The organism is Actinoplanes sichuanensis (assembly GCF_033097365.1).
In the GTDB taxonomy this organism is placed as follows: domain Bacteria; phylum Actinomycetota; class Actinomycetes; order Mycobacteriales; family Micromonosporaceae; genus Actinoplanes; species Actinoplanes sichuanensis.
The window spans coordinates 8,664,679-8,680,792 of sequence record NZ_AP028461.1; the positions used below are offsets into that span (position 1 = coordinate 8,664,679).

Sequence of the window (16,114 nt, forward strand, 5' to 3'; positions counted from 1 at the left end):
GATCAGCGGGCTCCGGCGCCGACCTTCTTCTCGGCGGGCAGCTCGACCGGCGGGGTCACCTCGGTGAACTCCTCACGCGGGCTGTGCAGCTGGCCGAGGGCCACGGTCTCCCGCTTGAGCACGAACGCGAGCACCCAGTCGGCCACCACGCGCACCTTGCGGTTGAACGACGGGATCCGGCTGACGTGGTAGAAGCGGTGCATCAGCCAGGCCGGGTAACCCTTGACCTTGATGCCGTAGACGTGCGCCACACCCTTGTTGATGCCGAGGCCCGCGACGCCGCCGACGTGCTTGTGGCGGTAGTCCTTGGGGGCACCGCCGAGGACCACCTGGGCGATGTTGTCGGCGAGCACCTTGGCCTGGCGGACCGCGTGCTGCGCGCTCGGCGAGCAGTAGCCACCCGGGTTGGTCAGGTCGGGGACCTGCGCGCAGTCACCGGCGGACCAGGCGCCCTCCCACACCTCGTTGGTCTCCAGATCGGCGACCTGGAGGGTGGGCAGGCAGTTGACGTGACCTTTGGGGCCGAGCGGCAGGTCGGTGTTGGCCAGCATCGGCGACGGCTTCACACCGGCCGTCCAGACCAGGGTCTCGGCGCGGAACGTGTCACCGTCGGAGAGCACGATCCGGCCGTCGACGCAGGACTGCAGGAAGGTGCTCAGGCGCAGGTCGACACCACGGCCGGCGAGCTGGCGGGCGGTGTAGGCGCCCATCTCCGGGCCGACCTCGGGGAGGATCCGGTTACTGGCCTCGACCAGGATGAAGTGGACCTCCTTCGGGTCCAGCTCCGGGTAGTACTTCAGCGCGTCGGCGACCACGTCCTGCATCTCGGCGAGCGCCTCGATACCGGCGAAGCCGCCACCGACGAACACGAAGTTGAGGGAGGCCTTGCGCACGTCCTCGTCGGGGGTCGCGGCGGCGACGTCCAGCCGGTCGAGGATGTGGTTGCGCAGGTAGATGGCCTCACCGATGGTCTTGAGGCCGATGCCCCGGTCACTGAGACCGGGAATGGGCAGGGTGCGCGAGACCGAGCCGGGCGCCACGATGATGTGGTCGTACTCCATCTCGTAGGCCGGGCCGTCGATCGGCTGGATCATGACGGTCTTGCGAGCGTGCTCGACCTTGGTGACCTCACCGGAGACGATGCGGCACTTCTTCAGCTCCCGGCGCAGCGGCACCACAGCGTGTCGCGGCGAAATGTTACCGGCCGCTGCCTCAGGCAGGAACGGCTGGTAAGTCATGTGCGGAACAGGGTCAATGACGACGATCTCGGCCCGGTTCCGGTTCAGCTTCTTGGACAGGCGGAGGGCGGCGTAAAGCCCGACGTGACCTGCTCCAACGACGACTATGCGCGGCGGATTCACGCCCCTATTGTCGCGCGCGGGGCCCCTTTCATGCGCCGTTCTGTGACGATCACAACGGCTTAAGTCAAGTGACGAAACACTCAGAATTCACTCGCGGCGGGCCATACGGGTTAGGACCATTGTCACAGTGGTTGCAGCGACAAGTCCGACGAGTGTGGCCAGCTGGAACGCCTCTCCACCCAGGTCGGCGGTCAGCCCCAGCGCCAGGACGATGACCACCGCGGAGAGCAGTACGACCAGCAGGGCACGGCCCAGCCACAGGGCCGGGACGTCGAAATTCACGATCGCGTCGTACGGCAGGACGGCCGCCAGAGCGGTGAGCGTGTGCCCCAGGTAGAGCAGTGTCGCCAGCGCCAGCACCCGCCACAGTTCGACCGGGGAGCCGAACCCGGCGGTGTCGATCAGCCAGCCGGCGATCGCGGTCAGCGCCACCGCCGTGCCACCCCGGCCCCGCGGTGCCGCCACCGGCCAGAAGACCGCGGCCAGGGCGGGCAGCATGAACTTCGGATCGGCCATCAGGTCGGCCGGCCAGGACACGCCCACGGTGAGCAGACCGGTGAGCGCGATGCCGAGACGAACCGTGAACGGCACCACGGTCGCCCGCCCGGCCGCCGTCCGCCACCGGTCGATCCGGCGGTTCACCCCGTTGAGCATGTCAGCGTCCCCTCGGTGCCGAGGCCAGCCGGGCGACGTCCCGCAGCACCAGGTCCAGGCTGCCGGCGCCGGCCCAGGCGACCACCGGTACGCCGTGCTCGCGCAGCCGGCCCAGCACGTTCTCCCGCTCCATCCGCCACAGCCGGGTGGCGGCGGGTGTCCACTGATTGCGCACCGGCGGCTTGGCCCCCGCGGGCAGCGTGTCGACCGCCACCACATACCGGCCGGACTGGGTGAGTAGGGCGAGCATGTCGGCGGCCCGCGGATCGACGAGCGGGGTGAGCACCACGACCAGCGCCGTGGACGAGACGTGGTGGGCGCTGATCATGTTGTCGTACTGCTCGGTCCCGGCCGGTTCGGGCCGTACGTCGAGCAGCCACTCCAGAACCGTCAGGTACTGCCGGCGGCCGGAGGCGGGGCGCAGCCGACGGGCGGTCGAGCCGTACTCCAGCAGCGACACCCGGTCGCCCCGGTGCAGGTAGTGCTCGGCGATCGCGGCCGCCGCCCGGACCGTGGTGTCCAGCACCGACGAGCCGCCTCGGACCCCGCCGGAGAGACCGATCTCACCGAGCACGTCGAGCAGGAGCAGCACCTCGGCGTCCCGGTCCGACAGGGTCGAGGCGACATGCAGGTCACGGGTCCGTAGTGAGACGCGCCAGTCGATGCGTCGGAGTCGATCGCCGGGCGCGAACTGCCGTACCCCCGCGAGCTCTCCGCCCTCACCCGGTCGCCGGGAGCGATGTGCCCCGACCAGGCCGGCCGCGGCCGGCATCGCCTCCGTCGCCTTGAACGGCTCGGTGACCGGATAGACCCGGACCCCCCGCGCCGGGGTGACCACCGGTCGGCAGGCCAGCAGGCCGCCGCAGGCCGCGGCGCGGGCGGCGGCCGGGCCGACGTCCTGCCGGCCCCAACGCAGGGCCTCGCCGGGCAGGTCGATCGCGGCCCAGCCGTCGGCGCTCACGGTGATCGCGAACGGCCGGTCGGAGTGTTCCAATTTCAGCCACGGCGACGTCCGGGTCCGGACGACGACCAGGTCGTAGTCGATCGAGTCCGGGTTGGCGACGGTCAGCCCGGCCTCCACCTCACCGCCCTCGACCAGGTGGGACTCGTCGGCGCTGATCGTGATCTCGGGGGCGGAGACCGGAGTGCGGCGCAGGTTGATCGCGGCGCCGATCGCGAACGGCGCCGCGAGCAGCACCAGGTCGACCCGGCCCAGAGCCACGCCGAGCAGCAGGAGCAGGCCGGTGAGCAGGACCGTCCGGCCGAGCGCCCGGGTGGGCGCCCAGACCGGGCCGGACGACGACTCGGCCGTGCCCGCTCCGGGCACGGCCGGCCGGAGGCGCAGCAGATCAGTCATGCCGGGCGTACGTCGGGAGCGCCCCGCTGGCCGGGGCGGGCACCGCGGTGAGCACCTCCTGGACCACGAAGGACGGATTGACCTGGCGCAGCCACATCTCCGGCCGCAGCGTTATCCGGTGTGCGAGGGCGGGGATCGCGACGTCCTTCACGTCTTCCGGCACCACGTAGTCACGGCCGGCCATCACGGCGCGGGCCCGGGCCAGCAGGAGCAGGGCGAGCGAGCCACGGGGTGAGGAGCCGACGAGGACCGCGCTGTGCTCGCGCGTCGCTGAGGCCAGGGCCACGATGTACCGGCCGATCGAATCCTCGACCGCCACCGACTCCAGCGCGGCCTGCATCAACTGGAGCGTCCGCGAGTCCACCACCGGGGCGAGCGTCGCCTCCTCCTGACGGCGCGACATCCGGCGCTGGAGCACCGTCCACTCCTCCTCGGCCGTCGGATAACCGAACGACACTCGGAGCAGGAACCGGTCGAGCTGGGCCTCGGGCAGCGGGTAGGTGCCCTCGTACTCGATCGGGTTGGCTGTCGCGATCACGTGGAACGGCGGGTCCAGCCGGTAGGTGACGCCCTCGACCGAGACCTGCTTCTCCTGCATCGCCTCGAGCAGGGCGGACTGGGTCTTCGGCGGTGTCCGGTTGATCTCGTCGGCCAGCAGCATGTTCGTGAACACCGGGCCGGCCCGGAAGGCGAAGTCGCCCTTGCGCTGGTCGTAGAGGAACGAGCCGGTGACGTCCGCGGGCAGCAGGTCGGGGGTGAACTGGAGCCGGCGGAAGTCCAGGCCGAGCGCCTGGGCGAACGAACGGGCGGTCAGTGTCTTGCCCAGCCCGGGCATGTCTTCCAACAGCACGTGACCGCCGGCCAGGATCCCGGCCAGCACCAGCTCCAGCGAATCCCGCTTGCCCACCAGGACGGAGCCGACCGAGTCGAGAACCGCCCCGGCCAGCCGCCCGACCTCGTACGGGGGAAGAGCCTGCGTCACCGGCGCACCTTTCTCACAGTCGTTCCATGGCGTCTAGGTAAGTCTCGACGTCGCGGGCTTTGAGCGCGCGGCGGCCCGGCTCGGACAGCGCCGACCAGAGGTCGTCACCGAGGAGTTCCCTGGCCCGGCGCGGGTCACCGGCCCTGGTGAAGCCGTGCCGCAGACGCAATCGTTCGTCGGCCAGTTCCGCGAGCACCGGCAGAACGTTACGCGCATACAGATCCGGGTCCGAGTGGGCCCGGTCCAGGTTCTGCTCCCAGCGACGGACCGCGGCCCGGAGCGCGTCACCGGTCGGCTGCGTACCGGCGCCGATCCGCGATCGGAGTCGGGGTGCCGGCGGCGGGGCGACCAGGGTGGCCGCGTAGATCACCATGCGCAGCCCGATCAGCAGACTGACCAGGAGCAACAGCGAGATGCTGGTGTCCAGCGCGCGCAGCCCGGCGGTGATCACGACGGCGGCGAGGCCGATCACCACCCCGTTGCCGATCAGCGTGACCGCGATCGAGCGTCGCTTGGCGACACTCTCGGTCTCCTCGGCGGTACGCGGCGTGTCCGCGATGCCGAAGAGATCGTCCAGGCCACCGTCGCTCATGCGGGCGCTCCGCTCCGGGCGGCGCCCAGGTCGGCCCGCAGCCGCTCCAGGGCGGACCGCGCCTGCTGTCGCATCTGATCGTCGACGGTGTGCGTGGCATAGCGCGCCTCGCGGTAGACCTCCAGCAGCGCGGCGAGCACCCCGGCGTCGACCCGCTGCTCGGCGAGCAACCGTCCGACGTAGTCGGTGGGGCTGTCGCCCGGGTGCCGCGGTGTGCCGGCCGCCCCGGCGGCGTCCTCCAGGCGAACCCAGCAGGCGATCACCGCCCGGCGCGGGTCACGGTCGGTGTCGGACAGCTCCTCCAGACCGGCGTCGAGGGCGGCGACCAGGTCATCGGCGGTCTGCCGGGCCCGGCGCGGCTGGTGCTTGCCGGAGCGGGCCGGTCGGCGGCGCAGATGGTCACGAACCAGCGCCCAGGTCAGGCCGACCACCATCAGCACTGCCCCGATGATCAGCACGACGAGTGTGGCAGTGCCCACCCACTCGGGCAGGACCCGGGCCGGCTCCGGGATGCTCTCCTGGAAACTCGGCCGCGCCGACGGCTCGGGCGGCAGCAGTGGCGGCCGGGTGGGCGTCGCATCCGGCTCCAGTTGGTCGAGCTGCGGGGCGGATCTGGTCGCGGCGAGCGAGGTCACGAAGAGCAGTCCGAGGACAGCGGCGAGTGGCCACCATCGGCGCAGTGCGGCGAAGTCCATAACGGCTCAGATCCGTGGCTCGGGGATTGTCGGCGCTCGCATCATGCCAGGCCCGCCAGATCCTTCGCACGGCCGAACACGTCGTCGAGCATGGCGGGGGTGAGCCGGCCGGTGAAAGTGTTCTGCTGGCTGACATGGAAACTGCCCAGCAGAACCGGCGCGCCGGGCACGCTGACCAGGGCACCGTGCCCGAATTTCGGGCGTGGCACGGGCGGGCGGACACCGTAGGCCGCGATCATCGCCGGCCACCACGCGGCCCAGGCGAACGCGCCGAGCGCGACCACCACCCGCAGGGTCGGCCGGATCAGCTCCAACTCGCGCCGGACCCACGGGGCGCACGTGTCGCGTTCCTCGGGCAGCGGTTTGTTGTCCGGCGGGGCGCAGCGGACCGCGGCGAAGATCCGGGTGTGCCGCAACTCCAGGCCGTCGTCGGCGGCGACGCTCGTCGGCTGGTTGGCCAGGCTGGCCCGGTGCAGGGCGGCGAAGAGCACGTCGCCGGAACGGTCGCCGGTGAAGATGCGACCGGTGCGGTTGCCGCCGTGCGCGGCGGGCGCCAGACCGAGGATCGCGATCTCGGCGTCGGCCGGGCCGAACCCGGGGACCGGGCGGCCCCAATATTCCTGGTCGCGGAACGACGCCCGCTTGGTCACCGCGACGTCGGTGCGCCAGGCGACCAGGCGGGGGCAGGCGAAACAGTCCGCGACATGGGCGTCGAGCGCGGTCAGCGAGGCCGCCTCGGCCGCCTGGGCGACGACCATGGCGGGGGTACGCGCGGAGGCGCCGGACGGAAGCACGCGTCCAGCACAGCATCCCGGCGCCCGACGGAACGCAACCGGGTCGGCCGCGGGCACCCCATCGGATGCCCGTGACCGACCCGGACCGGAACTCGTCGTGCCGGTCAGTTGACCTTCAGGCAGAGCAGGTAACCGGCGCCCTCCTGGGAGGCGATGACGGCACCCGCCTCGCCCTCCTTGAGGCCGTTGTTGATGATGTCGTCGCAGGCGGGGCTGTTCTCGTCCTTGATGCCCTCGACCCGGCCGAGCACGGTGTACTTCGCGTCGGCCGACGAGCAGTCGACGATCTCGGCGTCGACCTGGGTGGTGGTCTCCTTGACCTCCTGCGACACACCGAGGCAGCTACCGGCCTTGGCGTCCTTGGTCGGGTCCTCGGTGAGGACGTCGCGGATCCCGACCTTGATGAAGATGAAGATCACAGCGACGATGATGGCGCCCACGATGCCGAGGATCTTGCGGCCGAGCTTGCTCTTCTTCTTGCCCTCGGTGCCCGGGAAGGGCGGCGGCGGGAAGCCGGGGGCTCCCGCGTTCGGCGGAGGGAAGCCCGGAGCCCCTGCAGGCGGCGGGAAGCCCGGAGCCCCCGCGGGCGGCGGGAAGCCCGGAGCGCCCGCGTTCGGCGGCGGGAACTGGCCACCGGCGTTCGGAGGCGGGTAACCCTGGGATCCCGCGTTCGGCGGCGGGAACTGGCCACCGGATGAGGGCGGCACGACCGGGTCTGTCATCGGGCTTTCCTTTCAAGGGGTACGGCCGGCATCGGCCGGCACGCGAGGATAGCGACAGCCATCGCTCGCGCGCGATCCCCTTTGCAGCCTGATTCATCACCGTGGCCGAGCCGCAACCATCGACGGCGTCACCTGCTGGGACTCGGTGACGGCGAGCCAGCCGACGGGCCTGTGGATGGAGCTGTGGACAACGATGGCTCGCCCGCCTGGAACGGCGCCTGACCCGGACAATACGGATATCCCGGGTTGGCGATCGGGATCGGGTCGCCATAGGAGTCGTAGCACGACGGCTCCCCCAGATGGATCGGCTGACCATCCTGGTCGTAGAGCTGGACACCCACCATCAGCTTGCCGTCGGCGTCGTAGACGAAGACGTCACGGATGTTGCTCGTCGGGTCGGGGCGCTCGTCGGTGTAGCCGACGTTGTAGTAATAGTCACGCTGCGCCGCCGAGTCGACCTCGAAGAACCCGATCACCGCGAAGATCACCAGGAAGCCGGTGCCGAGCCGCTGGAGACGCCGCGACCAGGAACCGGCCGGTCGCTCCCGGCGCCCCAACCAGATCGAGCCGAGCAGGCCGAGGCCGAGCAGCAGGACCGCGGCCAGATCGTCGCCACCGGGCCGGGGCAGCAGGCCCAGCGGGGTGCCGTGATCGTGCAGCATGAACGCGACCGCCATGGCGGCCAGATAACCCCGCAGCACCCACCAGGCAGGCTGTAGCAGCACCAGGAACTCGCTGGCCCGCGGATAGCCGAGCACCGGGCCGACCCGCTCGTCGAACCGGCGCAGCGCCCGATCGATCCGGGCTCGATGGCGGGCGGCGGTCTCGGCGATCCGCGACCGCTCCCCCTCCGGCTGTGCGGTGGCGGTGAAACCGGCGCTCGCGCTCAGCTCGGCCGCGTAGGCGGCGGGTGGGCCGAGCCGCTCATACAACGATCCGCCGCCCTCGGCCAGCACCTCGGCCAGGTGCTCCGGCAGGTCTTCGAGCAACTCGTCACGGGTCGCGGCCGGCAGACCGGCGAGCGCCTCCCGGACACCCTCGACGTAGACGGCGATCTCGTCCTGTGCCGTGAGGTTCACGCCTTCCCCCGCTCGCGAAGCAGATCTTCCATGATCGACGCGAAGCCGTGCCACACCTTGCCCGAGCTCTGCAGCTCGGCGCGGCCGGCCTCGTTGAGTGCGTAATACTTCCGGTGCGGACCCTCGTCGCTGGGCACCACATAGCTGTTCAGCAGGCCGTTGTTGAAGAGTCGGCGCAACGTGCCGTAGACCGAGGCGTCACCGACCTCCTCCAGGCCGGCCGCGCGCAGGCGGCGCAGGATGTCGTAGCCGTAACCGTCCTCGTCGCGCAGCACCGCCAGGACGGCCAGGTCGAGCACCCCTTTGAGTAGTTGCGTCGCATCCACGCGGAGCACACTACTGCGCAATCCGAAGTACCGTCAACAGCGCGGTACCGGTCCCCTTGCAAAGGAAGATCAGACGGCCAGGCCGAAGGCGATGCCGTCGAGGATGTCGTGCTCCGAGGCGATCACGAAGTCGTGGCCGGAGCGCTCCTGGATCACCTTCATGATCAGGGCGCCGGCGCCGATCACGTCGGCCCGGCCGGGGTGCATCACCGGCTCGGCCAGCCGCTCGGCGACGGTCATGGCCAGGAGTTCGTCGGTCACCCGGGCCACTGTCGGGGCGTCGATCCGGCTGTGGTGGATGCGCGTGGAGTCGTACACCTCGAGGTCGTGAGCCAGAGCGGCGACCGTGGTGACCGTCCCGGCCAGGCCGACCAACGTCCTCGCCGATCTTCCGGACACGGCCGCCAAGGCCGTGTCGACGGCCGCCACGATGTCCGCCTCGGCCGCCGCCAGCTCCGCCGCGGTCGGCGGATCACTGTGCAGGTGCCGCTCGGTCATCCGGACGCAGCCGATGTCCATCGAGATCGACTTCTCCACGCCCGTGGTGCCGGTGACGAACTCGGTCGAACCGCCGCCCAGGTCGTAGACCAGGTAGGGGCCTTCAGCGTCCAGACCGTTCACCGCGCCCAGGAAGGACAGCTCGGCCTCCTGCTCGCCGGTGATCACCTCGGGGTCGACGCCGAGCACACCGCGGACCATGTCCCGGAATTCCTGCGCGTTCGACGCGTCCCGGCTGGCCGAGGTGGCGCACATCCGCACTCGGGTGACACCCAGCTCGGCGATCTCCGCGGCGTAACCCAGCAGGGCCTGGCGGGTGCGCTCGATCGCGGCCGGGGCGAGCATGCCGGTACGGTCCACGCCCTCCCCCAGCCGCACGATCTCCATCCGCCGGGCGACGTCGGCCAGCTTGTCCCCAGCCACGTCGGCGATCAGCAGACGAATCGCGTTGGTACCGCAGTCGATGGCGGCCACCCGGACGCTCATAGGTGCAGAAGCATTCTCGTGTTCCCCAGCGTGTTCGGCTTGACCCGTTCCAGGTCGAGGAATTCGGCGACACCCTCGTCGTAGGAGCGCAGCAGCTGCTCGTAGACACCGTGCGGCACGGCCGCCCCGTCGATCTCGGTGAACCCGAACGACCCGAAGAACCGGGTCTCGAAAGTGAGGCAGAACACTCGGCGCACCCCGAGCTCACGGGCCTGATCGAGGAGCGCCGACACGATCCGGTGGCCGATCTTCTGACCGCGCAGCGTGGGGTCGACCGCGACCGTACGGATCTCGGCCAGGTCCTCCCACATCACGTGCAGCGCGCCGCAGCCGGCCACCCGCCCGTCCGCCGCCTCCGCCACCCAGAACTCCTGGACCTGCTCATAAAGCGTGACGGTGGCCTTGCTGAGCAGCCGGCGATCGGTCGTATAGGTGTCCACCAGGGACCGGATCGCCCGGACGTCCCCGGTCCGCGCCCGCCTGACGTTCACTCGCCGTCCGTCAGTCGCACGCACGGGCCGCCGGCCCAGTACGGCTCGATCGCGTCACGCACCTCGTCACCGAACGGATTGACGCCCCGCCCGGCCGCCAGCGCGTGCCCGAGATGGACGTGCAGGCACTTCACCCGGTCCGGCATGCCACCGGCCGAGACGTTCTTGATCTCCGGCACGTCCTCGATCGCGGTGCGCCGGTCCAGATAGTCCTCATGCGCGGCCGCATACTTCTTGGCCAGCTCGGGATCGGTGCTGAGCCGCTCCTGCATGTCGCGCATGACGCCGGCCGACTCCAGCCGGCTGCACGCCGCGGTCGCATGCGGGCAGGTCAGGTAGTACATGGTGGGGAACGGCGTGCCGTCGTCCAGACGCGGGGAGGTCTCCACCACGTCGGGGTTGCCGCACGGGCAGCGGTGCGCGATCGCCCGGGTGCCGCGGGGGCGACGGCCGAGCTGGGCCGCCACGATGTCGAGGTCGGCGGGTGTGGGTTCGTCCATCAGTCCGGATCAGTCCTGGGTTTTCGCGTGGTCGGGCTCGGCGTTGGCCGCTTGAACACTGCTCCACAGCGTGTCGTACCACTTGTCGGGGGCGGCCGCCGGGGTCTGCTCAGCGGCGGCGGCCTCGTCACCCTCGTTCGGCACGACGAGCAGCGGTGTCTCACCGGGACGCACATAGGAGAACCGCTCCAGAGCCTGAATGCGCAGATACTCCGGGTCTTTCCACTTCGCCAACTGCTTCTCGGAGGCGGCGATCTGAGCCCGTTTCGCGGCCACCGCCGCCTCCATCTCGGCGATCTGCGACTCCTGCTCCAGATACACCCGGAGGGGGTACGTGTAGGCGAGAGCGAGAACGACGACGAGCGCGATGAGGACGGTGGCCCGGCCGGTCAACGCGCGTGGGCGGGGAGCGTCGGTGCGCTGAGCGGCTGCGCCGCCCGAGGACCCCCCGGGTGTACGCCGGGCCGACGGCACCCGGATCGGGCCGGTGTTTCTGGTGTGGGACGGGGCGGGTCGGCCACCCGCTCCGGTGCGGCGACGGGTCGGGCCCTGGCCACTCGGTGTGCGGCGTTCCGCCATCTCCGCCCTCCCGTCAGCCCTGAGTCATGTCACCCGTCCCCGGAAACCTATGCCTCCGGGGACGGGTGTCACAAACTCGATGATCCTCGCCGGACGGTCAGCCGACGCGGTAACGCGGGAACGCGCCCGCACCGGCGTACCGGGCGGCGCTCTCCAGCTGCTCCTCGATACGCAGGAGCTGGTTGTACTTCGCGACCCGGTCGGACCGGGCCGGGGCGCCGGTCTTGATCTGGCCGGAGCCGACCGCGACGGCCAGGTCGGCGATGGTGACGTCCTCGGTCTCACCGGACCGGTGCGACATCATCGTCTTGAAGCCGGCCCGGTGGGCCAGGTCCACGGCGTCCAGCGTCTCGGTGAGCGAACCGATCTGGTTCACCTTGACCAGCAGCGCGTTCGCCGACTTCTCGGCGATGCCACGGGCCAGGCGCTGCGGGTTGGTGACGAACAGGTCGTCGCCGACGATCTGGATCTTGTCACCGAGCTCGGCGGTCAGCGCGGTCCAGCCGGCCCAGTCGTCCTCGCCCAGCGGGTCCTCGATGGAGACGATCGGGAAGTCGGCGACCAGCTTCGCGTAGTACGCGATCATCTCGTCGGTCGACTTCGGGGTGCCCTCGAAGACGTACGCCCCGTCCTTGTGGAACTCGGTCGCCGCGACGTCCATGGCCAGGACGATGTCGCTGCCCAGGGTGTACCCGGCGGCCTGGACGGCCTCGGCGATCAGCTCCAGGGCCGCGACGTTCGCCGACAGGCTCGGCGCGAAGCCGCCCTCGTCGCCGAGGCCGGTGGACAGGCCCTTCTTCTTCAGCACCGACTTGAGCGCGTGGTAGACCTCGGCGCCGCTGCGGACAGCCTCGCGGAAGGTCGGCGCACCGATCGGGGCGATCATGAACTCCTGCACGTCGACGTTCGAGTCGGCGTGCGCGCCACCGTTGAGGATGTTCATCATCGGGACCGGCAGCAGAGCCGCGTTCGGCCCACCGAGGTAGCGGAACAGCGGCAGCTCGGCGGAGGCGGCCGCGGCCTTGGCCACCGCGAGCGAGACACCGAGGATGGCGTTGGCGCCCAGCGAGGACTTGGTGTCCGTGCCGTCGATGTCGATCATCTTCTGGTCGATCAGGCGCTGGTCGGAGGCCTCGTAACCGACGAGTTCCTCGACGATCTGCTCCTCGATGTTGGCGACCGCCTTCTCGACACCCTTACCGAGGTAGCGGCCCTTGTCGCCGTCGCGAAGCTCGAGCGCCTCGAAGGCGCCGGTGGAGGCGCCGGACGGCACCGCCGCGCGGCCGACCGAGCCGTCGTCCAGGCCGACCTCGACCTCAACGGTCGGGTTGCCCCGGGAATCGAGGATCTCGCGGGCGACGATTGCTTCAATGGTGGCCATTGGTCGTGTCGCTCCCTAACGTTTGTACGAATACAGTTTCGGTCCGCGACCCTGCGGGCCGACCACACCGCAGAGCGTATCGAGTCCGGCCATGACGCGTTCGCGCGGCCGGTGAACTCCCCCGCCGGATCGCCTCAAACCTGCGGCGTACCTGCCGAAGCGATGAGCACTATGACCAGTAGCCTGTTTCCACCAGACGGGTCGCGTGTCGAGTTGGACAACGGGGCCGAGACCCTCACGGAAGTCCGCGTGGTCCGGGTCACCGAGACCACCGTGACCCTGTCCCTGCCGCTCGCCGACGCCGGGCTCAAGGCCGGCACCCTGGTGCTCCTACGCTGGCCGGCCGGCCCTCGTGGCCGGTACACCCAGCAGGGCACGGTGCGGAAGACCGACGAGAACCGGATCGACATCACGCTGCTCGGCGAGCCGGAGATCGAACAGCTGCGGAACTTCGTGCGCGGCGGCGGGGGCGAGAGCATCCTGCTGGTCCGGGCCGACGAGCCACAGCGCGTCGGGCGGGTGCACGACCTCAGCGAACGCTCGGTGCGCGCCTACTTCGGCGACGTCGATCTGCGGCCCGGCGAGGAGATGCTGCTCCGGCTTCAGCTGGGCGACGAGGTCGTGCAGTTCCCGGCCATCGCGTACCGGGTGGCCCAGATCCGCCAGCAGGTTCCGGTCCGCGGCCCGCTGGTCACCGAGATGGTCGCGATCTTCGAGCAGGACGAGCGACAGGCGAAGATCATCAGACGGTACGTGATGCGCCTCCAGTTGCAGGCGCGACGCGAAGCGGCAGCGGCCGCGGCCCTCGCCGAGGAGGCCATGGCGGAGGCCGCCGGTCTGGCCGCTCGATAAATCCGGAAATTCGAATTGAAATACGGCCGGAGAGCCCCGTGAATGGAGGACCTCCGGCCGGTTAATTGTGGTGCCGAAAGCCCTCGAATCATCGACGCCGGTCGCCGGATACTCGATTGCGCGGGGTTGCGCGGGTACGTCAGGGTGGTCTCCGTGCCCGCCACCCCGCGCCGCATACCCGCCGGCCACCCCCACCTCCCAGGCCGCCCTCCACCGTCCGCTCATCCCTGCCTCTCGTCGCACCGCCTCATCCGTTTTATCCGGTTCATCGGACATGCCAGGCGAGCGGGCGCGATCCGGATCGCCGCCCTCCTCGTCACGGCCATGGCCACAACGACCGCCTGTACCGGTCTCGACCAGGCGAGCGCGGCCGGCATCGCCGATGAGGCACTGGTCTCCGAGGCCGCCGATCGGGTCGCCGCCGCCGATGCGCTGACCTGGACCACCACGTATCGGCTGGCCGGTGGGGCCACCGCCCGGGTGGTCCGCTCGCAGGCACCGTCCCGCATCGCCTACAGCTGGCCGTCCGGAAGCCTGATCAGCACCCCGGACGCCGTCACCCGGTGCGACGGCGCCGATGAGAAGGCCGTCTGCACCGCCACGTCACCGGGCGCCGACGACACGATCCCGGCCTCGACCGGCTTGATCACCCCGGGCGAGATCCTCGACATGCTGGAGGTCGCCGCGATCGACCCGGGTGTGGAGGTGGTGCCCCGGGAGACCACGATCGCCGGCCGATATGCGTCCTGCCTGAAGTTCGACGGCAGCACCGGTTACGAGGTGTGCGTGACGGTCGAGGGCACCGTCGCCGCCTTCACCGGAACCGTCGACGGCACCCCGGTCGAGATGCTGCTGACCGACTATCGCGCCGACACCGAGGAGTCCGACTTCACCCTCCCGCCGAACGCCCACCTGAACGACCGCCGCCCCACCTGACCCCACTCCGCGTCGTGACCCGCGGCGCGGGGCGAACCGCAACGCGGCACAACCAGGCACGCCGCGCGGGGCGAACCGCAACGCGGCACAACCAGGAACGCCGCCCGACGCGCCGATCAGCGGCGCGGGACGAACCGCAACGTGGCACCTGTCCGGATGCCTCGGGCCGCGTGGTGAGACGTGGTGTGGTGAGTCAGACGCCCAGCAAGGTTCGCAGGTGGCGGGGCGGCGGGGAACCGTGGGCCAGCATCGCGTCGTGCCACGCCTTCGGGGTGGCGCCGAACGGGCGGGCCGCCGCGATCGCCGCGACCTCGGTGTAACCGACGAAATACGTCGAGAGCTGGGTGGACGTGAGCAGGGCGCGCCGCCACTTGCCGGCCGCCTCACCCTCCTCCTGGAAGCCTCGCCCGGTCATCAGGGCCATCGCCTCGGACTCGGGCAGGTCCTCGCAGTGGGTGAGCTGGTCGATGATCGCGTTGAGGCTCATCCGGAGCTGCATCTTGAGCTGCTGCACCCGGACCGGCAGGCCACCGAAACCGAGGCCGGCCATCAACTCCTCGGCGTAGACGGCCCAGCCCTCGACGAACGGGCCGGACCAGCCGAGCGAACGCACCCGGGTGACGGCCCGGAATCGCCGGGAGTGGGCGATCTGCAGGAAGTGGCCGGGCATCGCCTCGTGGACGGTGAGGTTGCGCAGCATCTCGTCGTTGTACTCACGGTAGAAGCTGGCGATCCGCTCGGCCGGCCAGTCGGCGGGGGCCGGCGCGATGCAGTAGAAGGTGGGCACGTCGGCGGTTTCGAGCGGGCCGGGCGGGTCACAGTAGGCGACGGCGACACCCCGGGCGAACTCCGGCATCTCCTCGATGACGCACGGATCGTCGACCAGCGAGAGGATGTCGTGCCGCTGGACGAACTCGGTGGCCTCGGCCATCGTGACCTGGGCCAGGCCGACGATGGTGGTGTCGTCGGGGTGTTTCTCGGCGATGGCGTCGAGGGCGCGGCGGACCGTCTCGTCGGTGGCCGGACCACCGGTCAGCTCGGCCGCGGCGGCCCGCAGCGCCTCGCTGACCCGGTCGAGGTTGGCCCACGCGCGGGCGAGGATCTCGGCGGCGGGCAGCTCGGTGTCGAGGGTGTGCCAGAGCCGCGCCTCCCACAGGCGGCGGCCGAGCCGCGGATCACGGCCCGGATCGTCGCCCTCCAGCCGGGCCCGCAGCCAGCCGTCGAACTCGGTGAACGCCGCCTGTGCCGCGGCGGCGACCGGCTCCACGTCGGCTCGCCGGCCGGGCGCCTGTGCCAGCAGGCGAGGCACCTCGTCGCGGATCAGCCGGGCGGTGCCGGCGAACTGGCCGATCGCGGTCTCGGTGTGGACGCGGGGCACATCGCTCAGCACGGCGCGGGCGGTGGCCAGTGCGTCCGGAATCGCGCCGAGCCGACCGGCCAGGCTGGTGAGGCGCTCGTCGAGGGGCGCGAACGGACGGGCGATCAGCCCGTGCAGTAGCGGACCCGGGTTGTGCTCCAGCGGGTTCCACTCGTGCTCGCGGATCTCGGTCAACTCGAACAGCGCACGCTCCACCCGGGCGGCCAGGATCGCGTGGTCGATCTGATCCTCCGGGTCGAGACCATCGGGGTCGACGCCGCTGAGCGCGTCACCGGCGTCGCGCAGCATCGCGACACGACCGGACACACCGGCGGCGGAGTGGTCGGGCAGGCGGTCGTCGAAGCGGTGGTCACCCGAGTAGGAGGCGGTGGCGGGGTCGCTCTCCAGGAGGGCGTCGACGATGCGCTCGGCAAGCGGTACGAACTCCGGCATGCCGTGAAACCTACTCGTG

The 16,114-nt window shown here is 70.7% G+C and carries 18 protein-coding genes; 2 read left to right on the forward strand and 16 right to left on the reverse strand.

Going from position 1 to position 16,114, the window contains the following annotated elements; genetic code table 11:
- Positions 1 to 2 precede the first annotated feature (2 nt).
- From Q0Z83_RS39745 to eno, 15 genes are all read right to left on the reverse strand, one after another.
- Positions 3 to 1,361: an NAD(P)/FAD-dependent oxidoreductase gene (locus Q0Z83_RS39745; RefSeq protein ID WP_317788523.1), complete on the reverse strand. Its 1,359-nt coding sequence runs from the start codon at positions 1,359 to 1,361 to the stop codon at positions 3 to 5.
- Positions 1,362 to 1,448: 87 nt separating this feature from the next.
- The gene (locus Q0Z83_RS39750) at positions 1,449 to 2,015 is read right to left on the reverse strand and encodes a hypothetical protein (RefSeq protein ID WP_317788525.1); all 567 of its coding nucleotides are present in this window, start codon (positions 2,013 to 2,015) and stop codon (positions 1,449 to 1,451) included.
- Between the two features lies 1 nt (position 2,016).
- Positions 2,017 to 3,372, reverse strand: a complete 1,356-nt coding sequence (locus Q0Z83_RS39755; RefSeq protein ID WP_317788526.1) for a DUF58 domain-containing protein — start codon at positions 3,370 to 3,372, stop codon at positions 2,017 to 2,019.
- Complete coding sequence (locus Q0Z83_RS39760; protein WP_317788528.1) at positions 3,365 to 4,354, reverse strand: AAA family ATPase; 990 nt, start codon at positions 4,352 to 4,354, stop codon at positions 3,365 to 3,367. The genes Q0Z83_RS39755 and Q0Z83_RS39760 overlap by 8 nt, the downstream gene beginning before the upstream one ends.
- Positions 4,355 to 4,367: 13 nt before the next feature.
- Positions 4,368 to 4,946 carry a hypothetical protein gene (locus tag Q0Z83_RS39765; protein WP_317788529.1) on the reverse strand — a complete coding sequence of 193 codons (579 nt, stop codon included), beginning with the start codon at positions 4,944 to 4,946 and terminating at the stop codon, positions 4,368 to 4,370.
- Positions 4,943 to 5,641, reverse strand: a complete 699-nt coding sequence (locus Q0Z83_RS39770) for a DUF4129 domain-containing protein (protein ID WP_317788531.1) — start codon at positions 5,639 to 5,641, stop codon at positions 4,943 to 4,945. The genes Q0Z83_RS39765 and Q0Z83_RS39770 overlap by 4 nt, the downstream gene beginning before the upstream one ends.
- 41 nt (positions 5,642 to 5,682) lie before the next feature.
- Positions 5,683 to 6,399, reverse strand: coding sequence for a uracil-DNA glycosylase (locus Q0Z83_RS39775; protein ID WP_317797245.1), 717 nt, complete (start codon positions 6,397 to 6,399; stop codon positions 5,683 to 5,685).
- A gap of 140 nt (positions 6,400 to 6,539) precedes the next feature.
- On the reverse strand, positions 6,540 to 7,157 hold the full coding sequence (locus Q0Z83_RS39780) for an LppU/SCO3897 family protein (protein ID WP_317788532.1): 618 nt from the start codon (positions 7,155 to 7,157) through the stop codon (positions 6,540 to 6,542).
- Between the two features lie 128 nt (positions 7,158 to 7,285).
- The gene (locus Q0Z83_RS39785; protein ID WP_317788533.1) at positions 7,286 to 8,236 is read right to left on the reverse strand and encodes an HAAS signaling domain-containing protein; all 951 of its coding nucleotides are present in this window, start codon (positions 8,234 to 8,236) and stop codon (positions 7,286 to 7,288) included.
- Positions 8,233 to 8,562, reverse strand: coding sequence for a PadR family transcriptional regulator (locus Q0Z83_RS39790; RefSeq protein ID WP_317788534.1), 330 nt, complete (start codon positions 8,560 to 8,562; stop codon positions 8,233 to 8,235). The genes Q0Z83_RS39785 and Q0Z83_RS39790 overlap by 4 nt, the downstream gene beginning before the upstream one ends.
- Before the next feature lie 69 nt (positions 8,563 to 8,631).
- Positions 8,632 to 9,546 carry a Ppx/GppA phosphatase family protein gene (locus Q0Z83_RS39795; RefSeq protein ID WP_317788536.1) on the reverse strand — a complete coding sequence of 305 codons (915 nt, stop codon included), beginning with the start codon at positions 9,544 to 9,546 and terminating at the stop codon, positions 8,632 to 8,634.
- Positions 9,543 to 10,037, reverse strand: coding sequence for an amino-acid N-acetyltransferase (locus tag Q0Z83_RS39800; RefSeq protein WP_378078883.1), 495 nt, complete (start codon positions 10,035 to 10,037; stop codon positions 9,543 to 9,545). Before Q0Z83_RS39800 ends, Q0Z83_RS39795 begins: the two co-directional genes overlap by 4 nt.
- On the reverse strand, positions 10,034 to 10,537 hold the full coding sequence (locus Q0Z83_RS39805; RefSeq protein WP_317788538.1) for a DUF501 domain-containing protein: 504 nt from the start codon (positions 10,535 to 10,537) through the stop codon (positions 10,034 to 10,036). The genes Q0Z83_RS39800 and Q0Z83_RS39805 overlap by 4 nt, the downstream gene beginning before the upstream one ends.
- A 9-nt stretch (positions 10,538 to 10,546) precedes the next feature.
- Entirely contained in the window at positions 10,547 to 11,116 is a 570-nt protein-coding gene (locus tag Q0Z83_RS39810) for an FtsB family cell division protein (protein ID WP_317788539.1), read from the reverse strand.
- 97 nt (positions 11,117 to 11,213) lie between these two features.
- Positions 11,214 to 12,497 carry a phosphopyruvate hydratase gene (eno, locus tag Q0Z83_RS39815; protein WP_317788540.1) on the reverse strand — a complete coding sequence of 428 codons (1,284 nt, stop codon included), beginning with the start codon at positions 12,495 to 12,497 and terminating at the stop codon, positions 11,214 to 11,216.
- Positions 12,498 to 12,668: 171 nt separating this feature from the next.
- On the opposite strand from eno, the gene Q0Z83_RS39820 reads away from it, so the two are divergent.
- Both Q0Z83_RS39820 and Q0Z83_RS39825 read left to right on the forward strand, forming a co-directional pair.
- Entirely contained in the window at positions 12,669 to 13,349 is a 681-nt protein-coding gene (locus Q0Z83_RS39820; RefSeq protein ID WP_317788541.1) for a hypothetical protein, read from the forward strand.
- 324 nt (positions 13,350 to 13,673) lie between these two features.
- Positions 13,674 to 14,285, forward strand: coding sequence for a hypothetical protein (locus tag Q0Z83_RS39825; RefSeq protein WP_317788542.1), 612 nt, complete (start codon positions 13,674 to 13,676; stop codon positions 14,283 to 14,285).
- A gap of 193 nt (positions 14,286 to 14,478) precedes the next feature.
- On the opposite strand, the gene Q0Z83_RS39830 is transcribed toward Q0Z83_RS39825, so the two are convergent.
- A complete protein-coding gene (locus Q0Z83_RS39830; protein WP_317788543.1) occupies positions 14,479 to 16,095 on the reverse strand; it encodes a DUF885 domain-containing protein in 1,617 nt (538 codons plus the stop codon).
- Positions 16,096 to 16,114 lie beyond the last annotated feature (19 nt).

Excerpts from the sequence above, each read along its gene's own strand:
- Q0Z83_RS39805 (WP_317788538.1), bottom strand. The coding sequence starts at position 10,537 with ATGGACGAACCCACACCCGCCGACCTCGACATCGTGGCGGCCCAGCTC.
- Q0Z83_RS39830 (WP_317788543.1), bottom strand. The coding sequence starts at position 16,095 with ATGCCGGAGTTCGTACCGCTTGCCGAGCGCATCGTCGACGCCCTCCTG.
- Q0Z83_RS39810 (WP_317788539.1), bottom strand. The coding sequence starts at position 11,116 with ATGGCGGAACGCCGCACACCGAGTGGCCAGGGCCCGACCCGTCGCCGC.
- Q0Z83_RS39780 (WP_317788532.1), bottom strand. The coding sequence starts at position 7,157 with ATGACAGACCCGGTCGTGCCGCCCTCATCCGGTGGCCAGTTCCCGCCG.
- Q0Z83_RS39795 (WP_317788536.1), bottom strand. The coding sequence starts at position 9,546 with ATGAGCGTCCGGGTGGCCGCCATCGACTGCGGTACCAACGCGATTCGT.
- Q0Z83_RS39775 (WP_317797245.1), bottom strand. The coding sequence starts at position 6,399 with ATGGTCGTCGCCCAGGCGGCCGAGGCGGCCTCGCTGACCGCGCTCGAC.
- Q0Z83_RS39750 (WP_317788525.1), bottom strand. The coding sequence starts at position 2,015 with ATGCTCAACGGGGTGAACCGCCGGATCGACCGGTGGCGGACGGCGGCC.
- Q0Z83_RS39755 (WP_317788526.1), bottom strand. The coding sequence starts at position 3,372 with ATGACTGATCTGCTGCGCCTCCGGCCGGCCGTGCCCGGAGCGGGCACG.
- Q0Z83_RS39820 (WP_317788541.1), top strand. The coding sequence starts at position 12,669 with ATGACCAGTAGCCTGTTTCCACCAGACGGGTCGCGTGTCGAGTTGGAC.
- eno (WP_317788540.1), bottom strand. The coding sequence starts at position 12,497 with ATGGCCACCATTGAAGCAATCGTCGCCCGCGAGATCCTCGATTCCCGG.
- Q0Z83_RS39765 (WP_317788529.1), bottom strand. The coding sequence starts at position 4,946 with ATGAGCGACGGTGGCCTGGACGATCTCTTCGGCATCGCGGACACGCCG.
- Q0Z83_RS39825 (WP_317788542.1), top strand. The coding sequence starts at position 13,674 with ATGGCCACAACGACCGCCTGTACCGGTCTCGACCAGGCGAGCGCGGCC.
- Q0Z83_RS39770 (WP_317788531.1), bottom strand. The coding sequence starts at position 5,641 with ATGGACTTCGCCGCACTGCGCCGATGGTGGCCACTCGCCGCTGTCCTC.